Raw genomic sequence first — 18390 nt, forward strand, 5'->3', positions numbered from 1 at the left:
GGCTTTTTTATTTTTTCTAACTATCAGAATATTTTGACAAATGAACACAAATAATGATATAATATGCAAAAGCTAGGAGGTGGTAGGATGATTGAAAAAATGGAATTGGGGGAATTTTACAAGGAACTGCGCCTGGCTAGAAAGCTCAAGCAGTCAGATGTGGCTTGTGACGGGCTAACAGCTTCTCAGTTGTCCAAGTTTGAGCTAGGGCAGTCCATGTTGTCTGCTGATAAGCTCATATTAGCCATTCAAGGGATCAATATGAATTTTGATGAGTTTGGGCACAAGCTCAACAACTATCAAGAATCTCCACATATGCGAATCGGTCGAAAGGTTGTGGATCGCTTTGCCCACCAAGATATCGCTGGCTTAGAGCAACTATTGGAGAAAATCAAGCAAGAACAGATGGCAGAGACCTATCGTCGTTTGAATGCCATTGTGATTAAAAATGCCATCCATTCCTTAAATAAGAGCTATCTGCTAACAGAGGAGGATAGCGAATTTTTGACCAGCTATCTCTATGTTATCGAGTCTTGGACCTGGTTTGAACTCTATCTCTTTTGCAATACCATGCCCTTCTTGAGCAATCAAGATTTGATCTTTTTATCGACCGCTTTAATTGAGAAGTCTAAAGAATTTAAGGAGTTGGTACATAATCGGTTGTATATGAAGCAAGGACTCTTAAATATCTTATCAGAACTCATGGAGCGAAAACTTTTCTCATACATCCCAATCTTCGAAGCCGAGTTGGAGAGCATGTTGCGTCCGTACGATGTTTTTGAGAAAGTATCGTGGCAATTTTTAAAGAAAATGAGTGTCTTTCTTCAAACCAAAGGAAGCAATCAAAAAGAGATTGAACACTTTATCCAATCTCTGCAAGTATTAGAAAATCCACAATTGCTAGCCCTCTTCGAATTGCGTTTTCAGCAATACAAAGAACTTATCGATTAATTAGAAACGGGAAGACGATAACCCACTCCGAAATAAGCAGGAGTATCAGTTGGATTTTTCTTTTTTTCATCATTATATCCCTCCTTGTTAGTAATAACTTTATTATACCAGGGAAATAATCAAATCTACCAAAATCGCAAATCTGAAATTTCTATAAGAAAAAATATCAAATATGCGATTTTCTAAAATAAGTCAATTTCCGTGTTATACTGTCCTTGTAAAACATTTGAAGCAAATCCTAGGTCGCAGAAGTGGTTTACAAATGAAGATAATTGAAGGAGTGTAAAAGATGTTAAATTTACAATTTGCAGAAACAATGGAATTGACAGAAGCTGAGTTGGAGACAGTTTATGGAGGAAGGTCATATCCTCCATTGGGATCTGGTGGAATGGGCGGTCTATGGCAAAACTACTTTAACTTTGCTCCTCCAGCTCCTGAGACTAGACGTCGTTATTGATGTTTAAAGCCCTTGCCTTTTTCTTGGGTAGGGGCTATTTTTATTTCATATATAGGAGAAAATAAAATGGGAAAGATAACTTCAAGATACTATTTTTTTATAGCGATTCTACTCGTCCTTGCTTATCAGTACCTTAGTGGTCTGGTTTTATCTAGCGACTTTGCTCTTAGGCTATCTGACTTTGGCTATTATTTGTCGGATATGATGTTGCATTTTCTTGTCGTTTTTATTGCTTTTTTTGCTATGGTTAAGTCAGGAAAATGGCAAGGAATTAACAGTAAGAAGTTTCGCTGGTCTTATTTGTTTTATTGTGTCTTAGCTTTTCTTTTGTTGTTCCTTTGGAATAGGGTTACCTTTTCTCTTTTTCCACCTACTCGAAATGCAATTTCTTATCAACATGCTACTCCTACTTTTACAGGAGCTACGGCATTTTTGATGTATTTTTTTTATCCTGTGATTGCAGGTCCCATTTTTGAAGACATGATTTATCGTGGATTAGTGATGACTGCTCTGGAAAAAGGGAAGAAATGGGGATTGGATGTACTTGGATCAGCTATATTATTTGGAATTTTGCACATTAGTAGTCATGGTTGGGTCTTGACAGACTTTTTCGTATATATGGGTGGCGGTCTCATATTTGCAGTCTTGTTTAGAGTAACCAAGTCCATTTATTGGCCTATTGGACTGCACATAGTCTACAATGGTATTGGTCAGATTTTGATGTTATTGCACTAGGATCTGGTTAGTAGCTAAAGACATGATGAGGTGTGCAGTGAAAAAGGCTGTGTAGGCTATCTATATGATATGGGATAGACTGGGCATACAGGATTTATTAGGATGTTTTGGAATAAAAATTCTAACTGGAATTTAAAAAGGAGTTATAATGAAAGTATTTCTTCAAAATAGAGATTTTAGGCAATTAACTGTCAACCAGTGGATTTCAACGGTTGGGGATACGATTTTTTATCTGGCCTTTTTGAATTATGTGGCAGATGCCTCTTTTGCCCCTCTGGCGATTTTACTCATCACGATTTCAGAAACTCTTCCCCAAGTTCTACAAATCTTTCTGGGAGTTTTGGCGGATTTTCAACATCATCGTGTCCTAAAATATACAATTATTAGTTTTGCAAAATTTTTGCTTTACTCTATAGTGTCTTTATCACTTTCAGGGCAGTCTTTCTCCTTGTTGCTAGTAGCATTTATTTGTCTGATTAATCTCTTGTCTGACACATTGAGTTATTTTTCAGGCGCCATGCTTACTCCGATTTTCATTAGAATTATTGGGCAAGACCATTTGGCAGAAGCTATTGGGTTTAAACAATCAACTGTTAGTTTAGTGAAAACAATCAGTAATATTCTAGGAGGAGTCTTACTAGGTATTCTATCTATCCAGTTTATTTCCTTACTGAACGCTCTTACCTTTTTAATCGCATTTTTAGGTATCATTTTCATAAAAACTGACCTCTTGAAAGTAGAAAAAACGATTAGCTATCAAGAAGGACTCTCTGTAAAATCCTTTTGCCAGCATTTGCTCCAATCATCGAAATTGATATGGAATATGAATAAGGTGCTCTTGGTTTTGTTTATTATTTCTATTAGTCAAGCAGTGATAAATGTTACAGTTCCTGTTTCTACTCTATTTTTGAGGAATCAACCCTTTTTGAATTTACAAACAGGTCAATCTCTTGCCTTGCTATCCACTTTTGAACTGTCAGCCCTGATTGTCGGAAGCCTTGTAAGTGGCTATCTGAAAAATATGATTTCTATAAAAACAGCTCTCTATGCCTCACTCGTCATCCAGTTGCTTCTTCTAGTAGGATTTGCCACAGTTCGTTTTGACTGGATTCTCATCTTTAGTACCTTGGATGCCTTTTTCGCAGGTGTTCTCTCTCCTAGATTGCAAGAACTCGTCTTTAAACAAATACCTGAGGAGTCAATGGGAGCAGTTCAATCTTCTATCGGTGCTATTACGGTTGTTTTACCTAGCTTATTTACAATAGCTTTGGTAACCATTGCTACTAGCTTTGGAACTCTGGCAGTTAGCTTTGTTTTATTGCTATTTCTTCTAGTTGCCTTTGTCATGCTTCTGAATATCCGTGAAAGTATTTAGCGGAGAATTTGTTTAATATATGTTTGAGACTGGATTGCCAGTCTTTTTATGATGGTCAAAATCAGCAGACTTTTTTCTCTTTCCTGAATGTGTTATAATAGTCCATGCTGTGGCTGGAGCCTTTTCAGCCCATTTATTAAGACAATATGAGGAGAAAGATGAAAGAAAAAGGATTTTGGGAGGGGGCGCAGGCAGCCATGCCAACGGCCCTTGGTTATGTCAGTATCGGCCTGGCCTGTGGGATTATTGGTGCGCCCTATGTGACACCTGTAGAGATGGCCTTGATGAGCCTCTTTGTTTATGCTGGGAGTGCCCAGTTTGCCATGTTGGCACTGATTGAGGTTCAAGCTCCTGTGGCAGCTATTGCTATGACGGTTTTTCTAATCAATTTGCGTCTCTTTTTGTTGAGTTTGCATGCGTCGACCTATTTTCGTCATACCAGTCTTTGGCACAATATCGGTATGTCTAGTATCTTGACAGATGAGACCTATGGTGTTTTGATGGGAGAATTGGCCCATACAGACAAGGTCAATCCTATGTGGATGCACGGAAACAATCTCAACAGCTATGTGGCTTGGTTTGTGGGGACAGTAGTCGGAACGGCTCTGGGTGGTCTGTTACCAAATCCAGAAATCTTTGGTTTAGATTTTGCCCTAGTTGGGATGTTTATCGGTATTTTTGCTTCGCAATTTCAGATTATGCAAAGACGGATTCCTGTCCGCAATCTGCTCATTATCCTAGCAGTTGTTGCGGTGTCCTTCTTTTTACTCTTGACAGTGGTGTCTCAGTCGCTAGCTGTTCTCTTTGCGACGCTACTTGGTTGTAGCATGGGGGTGGTTTTAGATGGTCAGTAAGTATCTTTTATTAGCAGTTATTTTCTCTGGTCTTGTGACCTGGATTCCCCGTATGATTCCCTTCATCTTGGTCAAGTATAAGGGCTTGCCTGCGATCGTTGAGCGTTTTTTGAAGTTCTTGCCCGTCTCTATTATTTTTGCCTTGATTCTTTCAAGCGTAGTGGCAGGTAAGGTTGGAAGTTTGCCTCAAATCAAATGGCTGGACTTCTTAGCCGTCTTTCCAACAGCTTGGGTAGCCTTTCGCTACCGCAATCTAGTCGGAACAGTTCTCTTTGGAGTGGTCTTGATTGCCGTCTTGCGTTTGGTCTTTTAATACTCTCCGAAAATCTCTTCAAACCACGTCAGCTTTGCCTTTCCGTAGGTATATGTAACTGACTTCGTCAGTCTTATCTCCAACCTCAAAACAGTGTTTTGAGCAACCTGTGGCTAGCTTTCTAGTTTGCTCTTTGATTTTCATTGAGTATAAATCAGCCATAAAGAAAACTTATCACAGAGATAGATATCATATAATGGCGTAAATGGTCTTTTTCTGTTAAGATTATAAGGTATTCTATTTTGGAGGAAATGACATGAAAAAAATCGTTAAATACTCATCTCTTGCGGCCCTTGCTCTTGTTGCTGCAGGTGTGTTAGCAGCTTGCTCAGGTGGTGCTAAGAAAGAAGGAGAAGCAGCTAGCAAGAAAGAAATCATCGTTGCAACCAATGGATTACCAAAGCCATTTATCTATGAAGAAAATGGCGAATTGACTGGTTACGAGATTGAAGTCGTTCGCGCTATCTTTAAAGATTCTGACAAATATGATGTCAAGTTTGAAAAGACAGAATGGTCAGGTGTCTTTGCAGGTCTTGACGCTGACCGTTACAATATGGCTGTCAACAATCTTAGCTACACTAAAGAACGTGCGGAGAAATACCTTTATGCCGCACCAATTGCCCAAAACCCTAATGTCCTTGTAGTGAAGAAAGATGACTCTAGTATCAAGTCTCTCGCTGATATCGGTGGAAAATCGACGGAAGTCGTTCAAGCCACTACATCAGCTAAGCAGTTAGAAGCATACAACGCTGAACACCCGGATAACCCAACTATCCTTAACTATACTAAGGCAGACTTCCAACAAATCATGGTACGTTTGAGCGATGGCCAATTTGACTATAAGATTTTTGATAAAATCGGTGTTGAAACAGTGATCAAGAACCAAGGTTTGGATAACTTGAAAGTCATTGAACTTCCAAGTGACCAACAACCGTACGTTTACCCACTTCTTGCTCAAGGTCAAGATGAGTTGAAATCATTTGTAGACAAACGCATCAAAGAACTCTACAAAGACGGAACGCTTGAAAAATTGTCTAAACAATTCTTCGGAGACACTTACCTACCAGCAGAGGCTGATATTAAATAATTTCTTGAAATCATCCATTCTGAATAAGATGGGTGATTTCTCAGTTCTTAGATATATAGTTTTAAACTATATATCTGACTATCTAATAACAATTTGTGAAATAAAACAAAGTATGAGATACTAGTACGGTATTATTTTTAAGGAGAAAGAATCATGAAAATCAAAAAATGGCTTGGCCTAGCAGCCCTTGCTACAGTCGCAGGTTTGGCTCTTGCAGCTTGCGGAAACTCAGAAAAGAAAGCAGACAATGCAACAACTATCAAAATCGCAACTGTCAACCGTAGCGGTTCTGAAGAAGCTCGTTGGGATAAAGTTCAAGAATTGGTTAAGAAAGACGGAATCACTTTGGAATTTACAGAGTTCACAGACTACTCACAACCAAACAAGGCAACTGCTGATGGCGAAGTAGACTTGAACGCTTTCCAACACTATAACTTCTTGAACAACTGGAACAAAGAAAACGGGAAAGACCTTGTAGCGATTGCTGATACTTACATCTCTCCAATCCGCCTTTACTCAGGTTTGAATGGAAGTGACAACAAGTACACTAAAGTAGAAGACATCCCAGCAAACGGAGAAATCGCTGTACCGAACGATGCTACAAACGAAAGCCGTGCGCTTTACTTGCTTCAATCAGCTGGCTTGATTAAATTGGACGTTTCAGGAACTGCTCTTGCAACAGTTGCTAACATCAAAGAAAATCCAAAGAACTTGAAAATCACTGAATTGGATGCTAGCCAAACAGCTCGTTCATTGTCATCAGTTGACGCTGCTGTTGTAAACAATACCTTCGTTACAGAAGCAAAATTGGACTACAAGAAAGCACTTTTCAAAGAACAAGCTGATGAAAATTCAAAACAATGGTACAACATCATCGTTGCGAAAAAAGATTGGGAAACATCACCAAAAGCTGATGCTATCAAGAAAGTGATCGCAGCTTACCATACAGATGAAGTGAAAAAAGTTATCGAAGAAACATCAGACGGTTTGGATCAACCAGTTTGGTAATAAGAAACAGGGAGGTGGGAGAGAGAATTCCACCTCTTGCTTTTGTATAGAGCATGGATTGTAAAGAAGACTATAGTTTCATAGAAAGGTAGAGAGAATATGGTTTTTCCTAGTGAACAAGAACAGATTGAAAAATTTGAAAAGGATCATGTAGCCCAGCATTATTTTGAGGTTTTGCGTACCTTGATTTCTAAGAAGTCGGTCTTTGCCCAGCAGGTTGGACTTAAGGAAGTCGCAAACTATCTGGGTGAGATTTTCAAGCGTGTGGGGGCTGAAGTGGAGATTGATGAGACTTACACGGCGCCTTTTGTCATGGCGCATTTCAAGAGTTCACGTCCAGATGCCAAGACCCTGATTTTCTATAACCACTATGACACTGTGCCAGCGGACGGAGATCAGGTCTGGACAGAGGATCCCTTTACGCTTTCGGTGCGCAATGGTTTCATGTATGGACGTGGGGTTGATGACGACAAGGGTCATATCACAGCTCGTTTGAGTGCTTTGAGAAAATACATGCAGCACCACGATGACCTGCCTGTCAATATCAGTTTTATCATGGAGGGAGCGGAGGAATCGGCTTCGACAGACCTGGATAAGTATTTGGAAAAGCATGCGGATAAACTCCGTGGGGCGGATTTGTTGGTCTGGGAACAAGGAACCAAAAATGCCTTGGAACAGCTGGAAATTTCTGGTGGAAATAAGGGGATTGTGACCTTTGATGCCAAGGTGAAAAGTGCTGATGTGGATATCCACTCGAGTTATGGTGGGGTTGTGGAATCAGCTCCTTGGTATCTCCTCCAAGCCTTACAGTCTCTTCGTGCTGCGGATGGCCGTATCTTGGTTGAAGGTTTGTACGAAGAAGTACAAGAGCCAAATGAACGAGAAATGTCCTTGGTGGACACTTACGCTCAACGCAATCCAGGGGAAATCAGCCAGATTTATGGTTTGGAATTGCCTCTCTTACAAGAGGAGCGTGCAGCCTTTCTAAAACGTTTCTTTTTTGAACCAGCTCTTAATATCGAAGGGATTCAGTCAGGTTATCAAGGGCAAGGGGTTAAGACTATTTTGCCAGCAGAAGCTAGCGCTAAGTTAGAAGTTCGTTTGGTTCCTGGTCTAGAACCGCATGATGTTCTGGAAAAAATTCGGAAACAGCTAGACAAAAATGGCTTTGATAAGGTAGAATTATACTATACCTTGGGAGAGATGAGCTATCGAAGCGATATGAGCGCACCAGCCATTCTCAATGTGATCGAGTTGGCCAAGAAATTCTATCCACAGGGCGTTTCAGTCTTGCCGACGACAGCGGGGACAGGACCTATGCATACGGTCTTTGATGCCCTAGAGGTGCCAATGGTGGCCTTCGGTCTAGGAAATGCCAACAGCCGAGACCACGGTGGAGATGAGAACGTGCGAATCGCCGATTACTACACCCATATTGAATTAGTAGAGGAGCTGATTAGAAGCTATGAGTAGAGATATTATCAAGTTAGATCAGATCGATGTGACTTTTCACCAAAAGAAGAGAACCATCACAGCGGTCAAGGATGTGACCATTCACATCCAAGAAGGGGATATTTACGGAATTGTTGGATATTCTGGAGCAGGGAAATCAACCCTTGTACGGGTGATTAATCTCTTGCAAAAGCCATCTGCAGGGAAAATTACCATTGACGATGATGTGATTTTTGATGGCAAGGTGGCCTTGACGGCAGAGCAGTTACGTCGTAAACGTCAAGATATCGGGATGATTTTCCAGCATTTTAACCTGATGAGCCAGAAGACTGCAGAGGAGAATGTAGCCTTTGCCCTTAAACACTCTGGACTCAGCAAGGAAGAAAAGAAGGCTAAAGTAGCTAAGTTGTTGGACTTGGTTGGCTTGGCGGATCGTGCTGAAAACTACCCTTCACAACTATCTGGAGGGCAAAAACAGCGTGTAGCCATTGCGCGTGCCTTGGCAAATGATCCAAAAATCTTGATTTCAGACGAGTCAACTTCTGCCCTTGACCCTAAGACAACCAAGCAGATTTTGGCCTTGTTGCAAGATTTGAACCAAAAATTAGGCTTGACTGTTGTCTTGATTACGCATGAAATGCAGATTGTCAAAGATATTGCCAACCGTGTGGCGGTTATGCAGGACGGGCATTTGATTGAAGAGGGTAGTGTGCTTGAAATCTTCTCAGACCCTAAACAACCTTTGACTCAAGACTTTATCTCAACAGCCACAGGTATTGACGAAGCCATGGTCAAAATCGAGAAGCAAGAAATCGTGGAACACTTGTCTGAAAACAGCATTTTGGTGCAGCTCAAGTACGCAGGGGCTTCAACAGACGAGCCACTTTTGAATGAGTTGTACAAGCATTACCAAGTAACGGCTAATATTCTCTATGGGAATATCGAAATTCTCGATGGTACTCCTGTTGGAGAATTGGTTGTAGTCTTGTCAGGTGAAAAAGCAGCGTTGGCAGGTGCCCAAGAAGCCATTCGTCAAGCAGGTGTACAACTAAAAGTATTGAAGGGAGGACAGTAAGATGGAATCATTGATTCAAACCTATTTACCAAATGTCTATAAGATGGGCTGGGCTGGTCAAGCAGGCTGGGGAACAGCCATCTACCTAACCCTTTATATGACAGTTCTTTCCTTTATCATCGGAGGGCTCTTGGGACTGGTGGCAGGTCTTTTCCTTGTCTTGACAGCGCCAGGTGGTGTCTTGGAAAATAAGGTCGTCTTCTGGATTTTAGATAAGATTACCTCTATTTTCCGTGCGGTTCCTTTCATCATTCTCTTGGCAGTCTTGTCACCCTTCTCTCATCTAATCGTAGGAACAAGCATTGGTCCAAATGCAGCTATCGTACCCCTATCTTTTGCGGTCTTTGCCTTCTTTGCCCGTCAAGTGCAGGTTGTCTTGGCTGAATTGGATGGTGGTGTCATTGAGGCGGCTCAAGCGAGCGGAGCGACTTTCTGGGACATCGTGGGTGTTTACCTATCAGAAGGTCTTCCAGATTTGATCCGTGTGACGACTGTGACCTTGATTTCCCTTGTTGGGGAAACAGCTATGGCGGGTGCGGTTGGAGCTGGTGGTATCGGTAACGTAGCCATCGCTTATGGATTTAATCGCTACAATCACGATGTGACCATCTTGGCAACCATCATTATCATCTTGATTATCTTTACAATCCAATTCTTGGGAGACTTCTTGACCAAGAAATTGAGCCATAAATAAAAAAGGGCTAGGCAATCTGTACATCATTCATAGGAGTTGTCGTTATCGTCAAGACTTGAAATTTTCTGTACTGGTTGCTATCAATCATCACTTTTATGAGTTAGAGAGTTAAGCATTGTGGGGAGTCAATATGCAAAATCTGGGAGAAGTTTTTAAAGAATTGAGAAAGAGTCGGAATGTATCTCTACAGGAGGCGACGGGAGGAGAGTTTACTTATTCCATGCTGAGCAAATTTGAGCGTGGAGAAGCAGACTTATCATCTATGAAATTGATTACTGCCTTAGATAACATCCACTCTGATTTGAATGAATTTATGTACTTGGTACGTGGTTTTTCTCAGAAAAAGGCTTTGGCTTTTCAAGAAAATCTCTGGGAACTATATGATAGAGAAGGGATTGATTCTCTCCACGCCTTGTATGAAGAGACGATTCAAAAGTATAGATCAAGTGGTGAAAAAAGCTATCTTTTACAAATGATTCGTATCAAAAGCCTTCTTGTGTTTTTTGATTCAGAAATAAGGGCAACGGATGAAGAACTGACTTTTCTCTATGACTATTTTTTTACTATTGATATCTGGGGAAATTATGAATTGGAACTATTTTCAACGATTTCTACTTTGTTTCCTCTGCCCCTCTATTTTAAATATTCTAGGGAGATGTTGCAAAAGACGGATTTATTAGGCTCTTTACCTAGTAACAAAGTCGGTATTGATACCATTTTAATTAATGGACTTTTTAAAGCGATAGAGGAAAAGGATAAATTAAAAGCAGACTATTTTGTTTTTCAGATTGAAAAACGAGATCTACCAGAATCTCAAGCTTATCTTAAAATCATTTATATGATTGCTAAAGGGTATTATGATACGATTTTTAAAGTAGAAAATAAGGGTCTTGAAAAAATCCAGAGGGGCATTACAATCTTACAAGATTTAGAGTATATAGATGGTGCAAGATACTATGAAAACTATTTTGCAAATCAGCTTTCAAATAAAGATTTGTAATATATTCTCGTTACATCGACTGATGAAAAATAAATAGCCTTGTAGATGGAGTGATAATTAGTAGTTTCTAGGCGCTAGAGTTTCTATTTTCAGAAAAAATATATTACAAAAAAGTGGGGAGCCCCGCTTTTTTTGTTAGACTGGATTCAATAGAATACTCTTTGAAATGTGAGAAAGACCTGTTATGAAACTATTCTTAAGACATCATTTATTTAGAATACTTACCTTATCGAGGTTTTTAAGCTCAAGTGGAGCTTATATTTATAATCTGGTATTTATTGTTTATGCTGCGAGTCTACCCTTTAAAAATATAGCTGTATTTATGGCGAATATGATTACGATTTTACCTTTCCTATTTACTTTTTATGCTGGGATTAAGGCTGATCATACTCGGAATAAAGCAGGGACAATTATTTGGGTTGGTTGTGTGCAAAGTCTACTATTTCTTTTGATTGCTAGTGTGATTCATGATCAGAACTTCGTGACGTTTGCTTTTATCTGTATGGTTAATATCTGTTCAGATATTTTATCGGATTATACAGCAGGCCTTCGTATGCCGATTATCCAGCATAATATTTCAGAAGATAAGCTCTATGAAGCTTATTCCTTTACTCAGTTTGTTTCCTATTTATCAAATCTAGGAGGTCAAGCCTTAGGAGTGTGGTTACTCACAACAAGCCACCAAGATTTTTCTTTTGTTGCAATTGTGAATGCTGGCTTCTTTTTACTATCTTCTCTTATTTTGTTCAAAAATAGAAGAGAATTGACGCATTTGTCTGTAACAGTAGAGAATGAACCTATTAGTTTACTTCAACAAGTTAAGGCAATCTATGCGGACATGGATGATATCTTTAGACAGAGAGAAAGTAAATCATTGTTTAAAATTATTCTTGTCATTTTGGTAATGAATACTTTGGGAGGAGCTGTTGGAGGTATTTATCACTTTTACTTATTAGACCATACTATCTATCATTTCAGCTATGCTCAAGCCTTATTTTTAATTGAATGTGTTAGCTTGGGAGGAGCTATTCTTGGTAGCCTAACTCCCCATGATTATTTTGGGAAATGGTCTTTTTCAAGCTTGTTATCGCTCAATGCAATTCTGTTTGTATTGCTTGCTACTGCTAATATTTTAGATTTTTCTCCTCTAGTAGGTGTTGTTTGCTTAGCCTTTGTCATGTATTTGATGTCGAAATCAATGCCTAAATTAGATACTCTGTTACTGTCTAATTTGAGTGCGGATGTATTAGCTAGAAGTAATAATCTCTTGAGTATGATTTTTTCCCTAACATTACCCTTGGGGATGTCTGTATTTTCCTTCTTAGCTTTGCAAGATATCAGGCTTTGTTGGTGGGTATTTTTGGTAGTGAGTGTGATAGGGTTGATTTTATCACTAGAAAAAAGAAGTTTTTCAGGTAAAAAAGTTTAACCTAGGCAAATCAGGCTTACTAGAAGGTCTTCCAGATTTGATTCGTGTGACGACTGTAACCTTGATTTCCCTTGTTGGTGAAACAGCTATGGCTGGTGCGGTTGGAGCTGGCGGTATTGGTAACGTAGTCATCGCTTATGGATTTAACCGCTACAATCACGATAAAACTATCTTGGCAACCATCATTATCATTTTGATTATCTTTAAATTCATACTCAATGAAAATCAAAGAGCAAAGTAGGAAACTAGCCGCAGGTTGCTCAAAACACTGTTTTGAGGTTGGAGATAAGACTGACGAAGTCAGTTACATATACCTACGGCAAGGCGACGTTGACGTGGTTTGAAGAGATTTTCGAAGAGTATCAATTCTTGGGAGACTTCTTGACCAAGTCTTGAGCCATAAATAAAAAAGAGCCGCCTGGCTCTTTTTAACTAATCAGATTTTCTGTGCAAATTTTTTACTCAAGGCTTGTCCAATCAAGGCACCCACTAGGGCTCCGATGACAATACTTGCGATAAATAGAAGGACAGTTCCAGGGTTTGGCGCAACCATGATACGGTCGATATATTCTTGCGATTTTCCTCTTGCTAGAAGGGTTGCCATATAGGCTTGGGGTGCAATCCACATGAGTAAGATTGGTCCTGCTGTGCTAAAGGCAAAGAGTATGAAAGAAAGGAAATTCTTAGTTTGGTTCTTGTATTTTCCGAGGTTAGCTACTCCATCTGCTAGCAGCCCACAGATAATTCCAGGAAGGAAGGCACCGGCACCGTGTTTAGTTCCCAAGAAAAAGAGAGCAATAACAAGACCGATAGTGGTAACGGCTCCAAAGCGCGGAACTTTTGCGACTAGAATCATATAGACGCTACCGCCGACAAGGGCAGTAAAAGCAGGCGCATAAAACATGTTTCCAGTTTGGTCAAGGAGATTGCCCAAAAGAACACCAATCCCCATGCAGAGGAAGTAAAGAACTGCAAAAAGCAGTGTAGTTAAGATAGATTTTTCCATGAATTGTCTCCTGATCATTTTTTCACAATTCTCATTTTACCATGGTTTGATGGGATTGTAAATGGATACTAGAAGTTTTTGAAAACGCTTGAAATATGATATAATAGTTTCATAGTTATTTTTAGGAGGATATCATGGGGAGATTTTTAGACTTTGTCTTTAATCGTTTCTTTTTAGGGATGATTGCGACAGCCTTCTTTTGGCTATTAACCTTGGTGGGAGGGATTATCCTTGGTCTAGCGCCTGCTAGTGCCACCTTGATGAGCCTATATGCAGAACATGGTTATAGCTTTCGGGAATACAGTTTGAAGGAGGCCTGGTCTCTTTATAAGCAAAATTTTGTCTCAAGCAACCTGATTTTCTATAGCTTTCTAGGAGTGGATCTAGTTTTGGTTTATGGCCTGTATCTCTTGGTACAATTGCCTCATCAGACCATTGTTCATTTGATTGCGACCTTTTTAAATGTTCTAGTAGTTGCCCTGATCTTTTTGGCTTATACAGTATCTTTGAAATTACAAGTTTATTTTGATTTGTCCTATCGAAATAGCCTCAAACTATCCTTGATTGGCATCTTTATGAGCCTAGCAGCTGTGGTCAAGGTTCTCCTTGGGACCGTGCTACTTGTAGCAATTGGTTACTATATGCCTGCTCTGCTTTTCTTTGTAGGAATTGGGATGTGGCATTTCTTTATCAGTGATATGTTGGAACCGGTCTATGAAAGTATCCATGAAAAATTGGCGACAAAGTAGGATGAAGCAGTTTTGGCTACATACGCTTCTGCGAACCTACAGTTCAGTGATGATCATTATTATTGCGAGTTTTGCAATCTTACTCTCTTACGCTGACTGGGATTCACGGGAAAAGGAAGCCCAGAGAGTAGCCCAGCGTGTAACTGCTAGAACAGTGAGTGAAATTGAATATTACCATAGAGAATCAACCCAGATAGCTCAGGCTTTAGTTGAAAATCAAGCTCGTATTGAGGGAATCTATAAATACTTTAGCCTTAGCATGCCAGACTATTTTTACTGGCAATTAGAGCGGAAAGCTTCGCCTTATGTATCAGTCTCTCTGCATGAAAATGTTGATGACCTCTATGTTCGAAATGATTTTGTAACTGGAGTGGCCATTGCTTTTCAAGATTACAAGGAAGTCTATGTTTCTACTAAAGACAAACGTAGTGGAGAAAAAATCAGGGCTTATGATTTCAAACCAGCAGGAAATAGTTTTGCCATTCCGGTGTCAGATCCAGTGTCAGATCAAGACTTAGGAGTGATTTACATCTCCTTGGATCCTGCTGTTTTATACCATGCCATTGATAATACTAGAGGTCATACTCCGATGGCAGTAACAGTGACCTCACCTTTTGATACGGAGATTTTTCATATTGGTGAAACAGTTGATAAGGAGAGTGAAAATTGGCTAGTTGGCTTAACCTCTCATGGATATCAGGTTCAGGTGGCAGTTCCCAAAAACTTTGTTTTACAAGGAACAGTGACTAGCTCTGCTTTGATTGTGGGCTTGAGCCTTCTCTTTATTATCATTCTTTATCTGACTTTGAGGCAGACTTTTGCTAATTACCAAAAGCAGGTAGTGGATTTAGTAGAATCCATTCAAGTCATTGCTCAAGGCGAAGAGGGGCGTCGGATTGACATTTCCGAAAAAGATCAGGAATTACTCCTAATCGCGGAGACGACCAATGATATGTTGGATCGCTTGGAAAAGAATATCCATGATATTTACCAGTTAGAGCTTAGTCAAAAAGATGCCAATATGCGAGCCTTGCAGGCGCAAATCAATCCTCATTTTATGTATAATACGCTGGAGTTCTTGCGCATGTATGCAGTTATGCAGAGTCAAGATGAGTTGGCAGATATCATTTATGAATTCAGTAGTCTCTTGCGTAACAATATTTCCGACGAAAGAGAGACCCTCCTCAAACAGGAATTAGAATTTTGCCGTAAATATAGCTACCTCTGCATGGTTCGCTATCCCAAGTCCATTGCCTATGGTTTCAAGATAGATCCAGAGTTAGAGAATATGAAAATTCCTAAGTTTACCTTGCAACCGCTGGTAGAAAATTATTTCGCGCATGGTGTTGACCATAGACGGACAGATAATGTGATTAGCATCAAGGCTCTTAAACAGGATGGTTTTGTGGAAATTTTAGTGGTAGATAATGGTCGTGGGATGTCTGCTGAAAAGCTGGCAAATATTCGAGAAAAATTAAGTCAGAGACATTTTGAACACCAAGACAGCTACAGTGATCAAAGGCAGTCTATCGGGATTGTCAATGTCCATGAGCGTTTTGTGCTCTATTTTGGGGAACGATATGCTATTAGTGTAGAGTCTGCAGAGCAAGCAGGTGTTCAGTATCGTATTACAATTCAAGATGAGTAGAAAGGGAGAAAATGTATAAAGTATTATTAGTAGATGATGAGTACATGGTGACAGAAGGTCTGAAACGTTTGATTCCCTTTGATAATTGGGATATGGAGGTCGTCGCAACAGCCAGTCATGCCGATGAAGCCCTAGAATATGTTCAGGAAAATCCCATCGATGTCATCATTTCAGATGTCAATATGCCCGACAAAACAGGGCTTGATATGATTCGGGAGATGAAAGAAATCTTACCAGATGCTGCCTATATCTTGCTCTCAGGTTATCAGGAGTTTGATTATGTAAAAAGAGCCATGAACCTTAGTGTAGTGGACTATTTGGTCAAGCCTGTTGATAAGGTAGAGTTAGGAAATCTGCTGGAGAAGATTGCAGGTCAGCTTGGAGAGAGAAGAAAGAAAAGTCAGACCCTCAGTCAAGATTTAGATGAGGCTGGATTTGTCAGTTATTTAGGAGGTAAGGAGAATTGGTGGATAGGTCTATCCAAGGAAAAGCAAGGTTCCTTCACCATTCCCTACTATGTATTGGGTCAAGACTGGCAGATTTTCATTTCTGACCAACCCCTAGATGGTTTAGTCGTTACTCCCTTTGAAGCTCCCTATCAAGAACACTTTGAAGGCTGGAAGCTGAATGCTGAGAAAGCCCTCTTTTACGGCTCTGTAAATCTACAACAGTCTCAGAGTCTCTTTGCCTATTACGAACCGATTTATAGGGTTATCATTCAGGGGAATCTCAATCAAATCGTGGAAGAGTTAAACCTCTTGGAGAAAGTGGTTCTTGAAAATACACCGCGTGTTCCGATTACCAAACAGCTTTTTATCCAGTTTGTCATGGATGTCTTTCACTTGTTTGAACATCTCAAAGCTGATGATATGACGGACATTGTCAAAACCATTCATGCTATTCAAGCCTTCGATGAATTGGTTTCTTATATCAAGGAAACTCTGACCAGCTTTTTCGGTCAATACCGTATGAATGAAAATGTGGTCAGTGTGCTGGAAGTCATTGGTCGTGATTACCAAAAAGAGCTTTCCCTCAAGGATATCAGTAAGGCTCTCTTTATCAATCCTGTCTATCTAGGGCAGTTGATTAAGCGAGAAACCGATTCGACCTTTGCAGAGTTACTAAACAAACAACGTATTAAGGCTGCCCAGCAGCTCTTGCTTTCAACCAGTGACAGTATCGAAGATATTTGTTATGCTGTTGGTTACAGTAACCTTGGATATTTCTATAAAGTGTTCCGAAAATTGTGCGGAAAATCGCCAAAAGCTTACCGAAAACAGGTAGAAACGATACTATAAGATTTGTATTCCTTTGCAAAAAGTGCTATAATATGAATAATATTATCAGGAGGTTCTATTATGAAAAAGAAACCAATTTATCTATGGGTCTTGCTAATCTTGTCTGCCCTTATTTCAGCTATGTCTCTGTTTGGAATGTTGAGTCCCTTACCTAGCAAAGAAGCCCTTCGTGCCGCTCAGAAACAAGTTGCAGGGGTCAGTGCTCAGCAATTAGAAGACAACATCAATTACAGCTATAGAGTAGCAGAATCAACTCATTCTATTTTTAATATGGCCTTGATTGTGCTATCTGCTATTTTAGTGGTTGTAGCGATTGTCTTCCTTATTCGTAAGAATTTGCAATATGCAAACTATACTTATGTCGGCTATGTTTTGCTAGCCATTATTGGTTCGATTTATGGCTATGTTGGTTTACAGGATGCTGTGCAGTTAGTTCACGATGAAACCATGCGTTTAGGGATAAGTGTTATTTCACAAGCCGTTAGCATTCTCTCTATCGTCATCAATGTTCTTTTCCTAGCCCTTGTCTTCTACAAGATATGGCGTCAGCAGAAAGCCTTGGCAGAAGAAGAGGAAGCAGAAAATCTTGCTTAAGTATTGACAAAAAAGAGCTATCAAGTTACAATCTTGGTAGTTCTTTTTCGATTAAAAATAAAATCATGGAGGAAAATATGAAGACAATTTCTTTAGTTTATATTAGTTTGAGTGGCAATACTGAGAGTTTTGTGACGCGCTTGAAAGACTATCTCTTGTCCCAGTACGAGGGGATTGAGGTCCAAAAGATTCATATCAAAGATTTGGTCAAGGAAGGCCAAGATTTCTATGAAATGGACCATCCCTATGTCGCTTTTTTGCCAACCTACCTAGAAGGTGGGAATGGCGTGGATAACGGAGATGTCGAGATATTGACGACACCAGTGGGGGATTTTATCGCCTATGGTGACAATGCTAGTAAGTGTTTTGGCGTGGTTGGCTCAGGAAATCGTAACTTTAATAACCAATACTGCCTGACAGCTAAGCAATACAGTCAACGTTTTGGTTTCCCTGTCTTGGCTGACTTTGAAATGAGAGGCATGCTGGAAGATATCAAACGTGTTGCAGCGATTATCGCAGATTTGTATGAGTTGGAAAAGGAGAATTAATACTCAATGAAAATCAAAGAGCAAACTAGGAAGCTAGTCGCAGGTTGCTCAAAGCACAGCTTTGAGGTTGCAGATAGAGCTGACGTGGTTTGAAGAGATTCTCGAATAGTATAAAGT

General features: G+C 39.9%; 19 protein-coding genes and 1 pseudogene. 19 read left to right on the top strand and 1 reads right to left on the bottom strand.

The annotated features are described in order from the left end of the window. Positions 1-87: 87 nt before the first annotated feature. From HT688_RS00430 to HT688_RS00495, 14 genes and pseudogenes are all read left to right on the top strand, one after another. Positions 88-951 (top strand): XRE/MutR family transcriptional regulator, encoded by an 864-nt coding sequence (locus HT688_RS00430; protein WP_023941033.1) that lies wholly within the window; start codon positions 88-90, stop codon positions 949-951. A 289-nt stretch (positions 952-1240) separates the two neighbouring features. After that, positions 1241-1408 carry a hypothetical protein gene (locus HT688_RS12100; protein WP_014017185.1) on the top strand — a complete coding sequence of 56 codons (168 nt, stop codon included), beginning with the start codon at positions 1241-1243 and terminating at the stop codon, positions 1406-1408. 66 nt (positions 1409-1474) lie between these two features. Next, positions 1475-2143: a CPBP family intramembrane glutamic endopeptidase gene (locus HT688_RS00440; protein ID WP_023941031.1), complete on the top strand. Its 669-nt coding sequence runs from the start codon at positions 1475-1477 to the stop codon at positions 2141-2143. Between the two features lie 148 nt (positions 2144-2291). Next, positions 2292-3518 (top strand): MFS transporter, encoded by a 1227-nt coding sequence (locus HT688_RS00445; protein ID WP_000862438.1) that lies wholly within the window; start codon positions 2292-2294, stop codon positions 3516-3518. A gap of 158 nt (positions 3519-3676) precedes the next feature. Further along, positions 3677-4372, top strand: a complete 696-nt coding sequence (locus tag HT688_RS00450; RefSeq protein WP_172923445.1) for an AzlC family ABC transporter permease — start codon at positions 3677-3679, stop codon at positions 4370-4372. Beyond that, entirely contained in the window at positions 4362-4685 is a 324-nt protein-coding gene (locus HT688_RS00455) for a branched-chain amino acid transport AzlD family protein (RefSeq protein ID WP_000253927.1), read from the top strand. Before HT688_RS00450 ends, HT688_RS00455 begins: the two co-directional genes overlap by 11 nt. 256 nt (positions 4686-4941) lie before the next feature. Next, positions 4942-5772, top strand: coding sequence for an amino acid ABC transporter substrate-binding protein (locus HT688_RS00460; protein WP_172923447.1), 831 nt, complete (start codon positions 4942-4944; stop codon positions 5770-5772). A 153-nt stretch (positions 5773-5925) separates the two neighbouring features. Then, a complete protein-coding gene (locus tag HT688_RS00465; protein ID WP_000694496.1) occupies positions 5926-6780 on the top strand; it encodes a MetQ/NlpA family ABC transporter substrate-binding protein in 855 nt (284 codons plus the stop codon). A gap of 99 nt (positions 6781-6879) precedes the next feature. Next, positions 6880-8253: a M20 family metallopeptidase gene (locus HT688_RS00470; protein ID WP_050223309.1), complete on the top strand. Its 1374-nt coding sequence runs from the start codon at positions 6880-6882 to the stop codon at positions 8251-8253. Further along, the gene (locus HT688_RS00475) at positions 8246-9307 is read left to right on the top strand and encodes a methionine ABC transporter ATP-binding protein (RefSeq protein WP_000085651.1); all 1062 of its coding nucleotides are present in this window, start codon (positions 8246-8248) and stop codon (positions 9305-9307) included. Before HT688_RS00470 ends, HT688_RS00475 begins: the two co-directional genes overlap by 8 nt. Position 9308: 1 nt before the next feature. Continuing rightward, a complete protein-coding gene (locus HT688_RS00480) occupies positions 9309-10001 on the top strand; it encodes a methionine ABC transporter permease (protein WP_000444653.1) in 693 nt (230 codons plus the stop codon). Positions 10002-10131: 130 nt separating this feature from the next. Then, positions 10132-11001, top strand: a complete 870-nt coding sequence (locus HT688_RS00485) for a helix-turn-helix domain-containing protein (RefSeq protein WP_050223307.1) — start codon at positions 10132-10134, stop codon at positions 10999-11001. 184 nt (positions 11002-11185) lie between these two features. Then, positions 11186-12430, top strand: a complete 1245-nt coding sequence (locus tag HT688_RS00490) for an MFS transporter (protein ID WP_025170636.1) — start codon at positions 11186-11188, stop codon at positions 12428-12430. A gap of 16 nt (positions 12431-12446) precedes the next feature. Further along, a pseudogene (locus HT688_RS00495) lies at positions 12447-12671 on the top strand (hypothetical protein); the annotation flags it as partial. A gap of 195 nt (positions 12672-12866) precedes the next feature. Here the strand turns inward: HT688_RS00495 and HT688_RS00500 are convergent. After that, the gene (locus HT688_RS00500) at positions 12867-13436 is read right to left on the bottom strand and encodes an MptD family putative ECF transporter S component (protein WP_000415698.1); all 570 of its coding nucleotides are present in this window, start codon (positions 13434-13436) and stop codon (positions 12867-12869) included. A 134-nt stretch (positions 13437-13570) separates the two neighbouring features. Here HT688_RS00500 and HT688_RS00505 point away from each other — a divergent pair, with 134 nt between their 5' ends. The 5 genes from HT688_RS00505 to nrdI all read left to right on the top strand — a co-directional run bounded on the left by HT688_RS00505 (position 13571) and on the right by nrdI (position 18273). Beyond that, entirely contained in the window at positions 13571-14185 is a 615-nt protein-coding gene (locus HT688_RS00505; RefSeq protein ID WP_023935553.1) for a YesL family protein, read from the top strand. Next, positions 14163-15833 (top strand): sensor histidine kinase, encoded by a 1671-nt coding sequence (locus HT688_RS00510; protein ID WP_345789436.1) that lies wholly within the window; start codon positions 14163-14165, stop codon positions 15831-15833. Before HT688_RS00505 ends, HT688_RS00510 begins: the two co-directional genes overlap by 23 nt. A gap of 11 nt (positions 15834-15844) precedes the next feature. Beyond that, positions 15845-17131 (top strand): response regulator transcription factor, encoded by a 1287-nt coding sequence (locus tag HT688_RS00515; protein WP_050207614.1) that lies wholly within the window; start codon positions 15845-15847, stop codon positions 17129-17131. A 60-nt stretch (positions 17132-17191) separates the two neighbouring features. Further along, entirely contained in the window at positions 17192-17725 is a 534-nt protein-coding gene (locus HT688_RS00520) for an ABC transporter permease (RefSeq protein WP_023935558.1), read from the top strand. Between the two features lie 77 nt (positions 17726-17802). Next, positions 17803-18273, top strand: a complete 471-nt coding sequence (nrdI, locus tag HT688_RS00525) for a class Ib ribonucleoside-diphosphate reductase assembly flavoprotein NrdI (RefSeq protein WP_050209058.1) — start codon at positions 17803-17805, stop codon at positions 18271-18273. The last annotated feature ends 117 nt before the right edge of the window (positions 18274-18390 follow it).

Origin of the sequence: Streptococcus sp. 1559 (assembly GCF_013276735.1) — a bacterium.
GTDB classification, from domain to species: domain Bacteria; phylum Bacillota; class Bacilli; order Lactobacillales; family Streptococcaceae; genus Streptococcus; species Streptococcus pseudopneumoniae.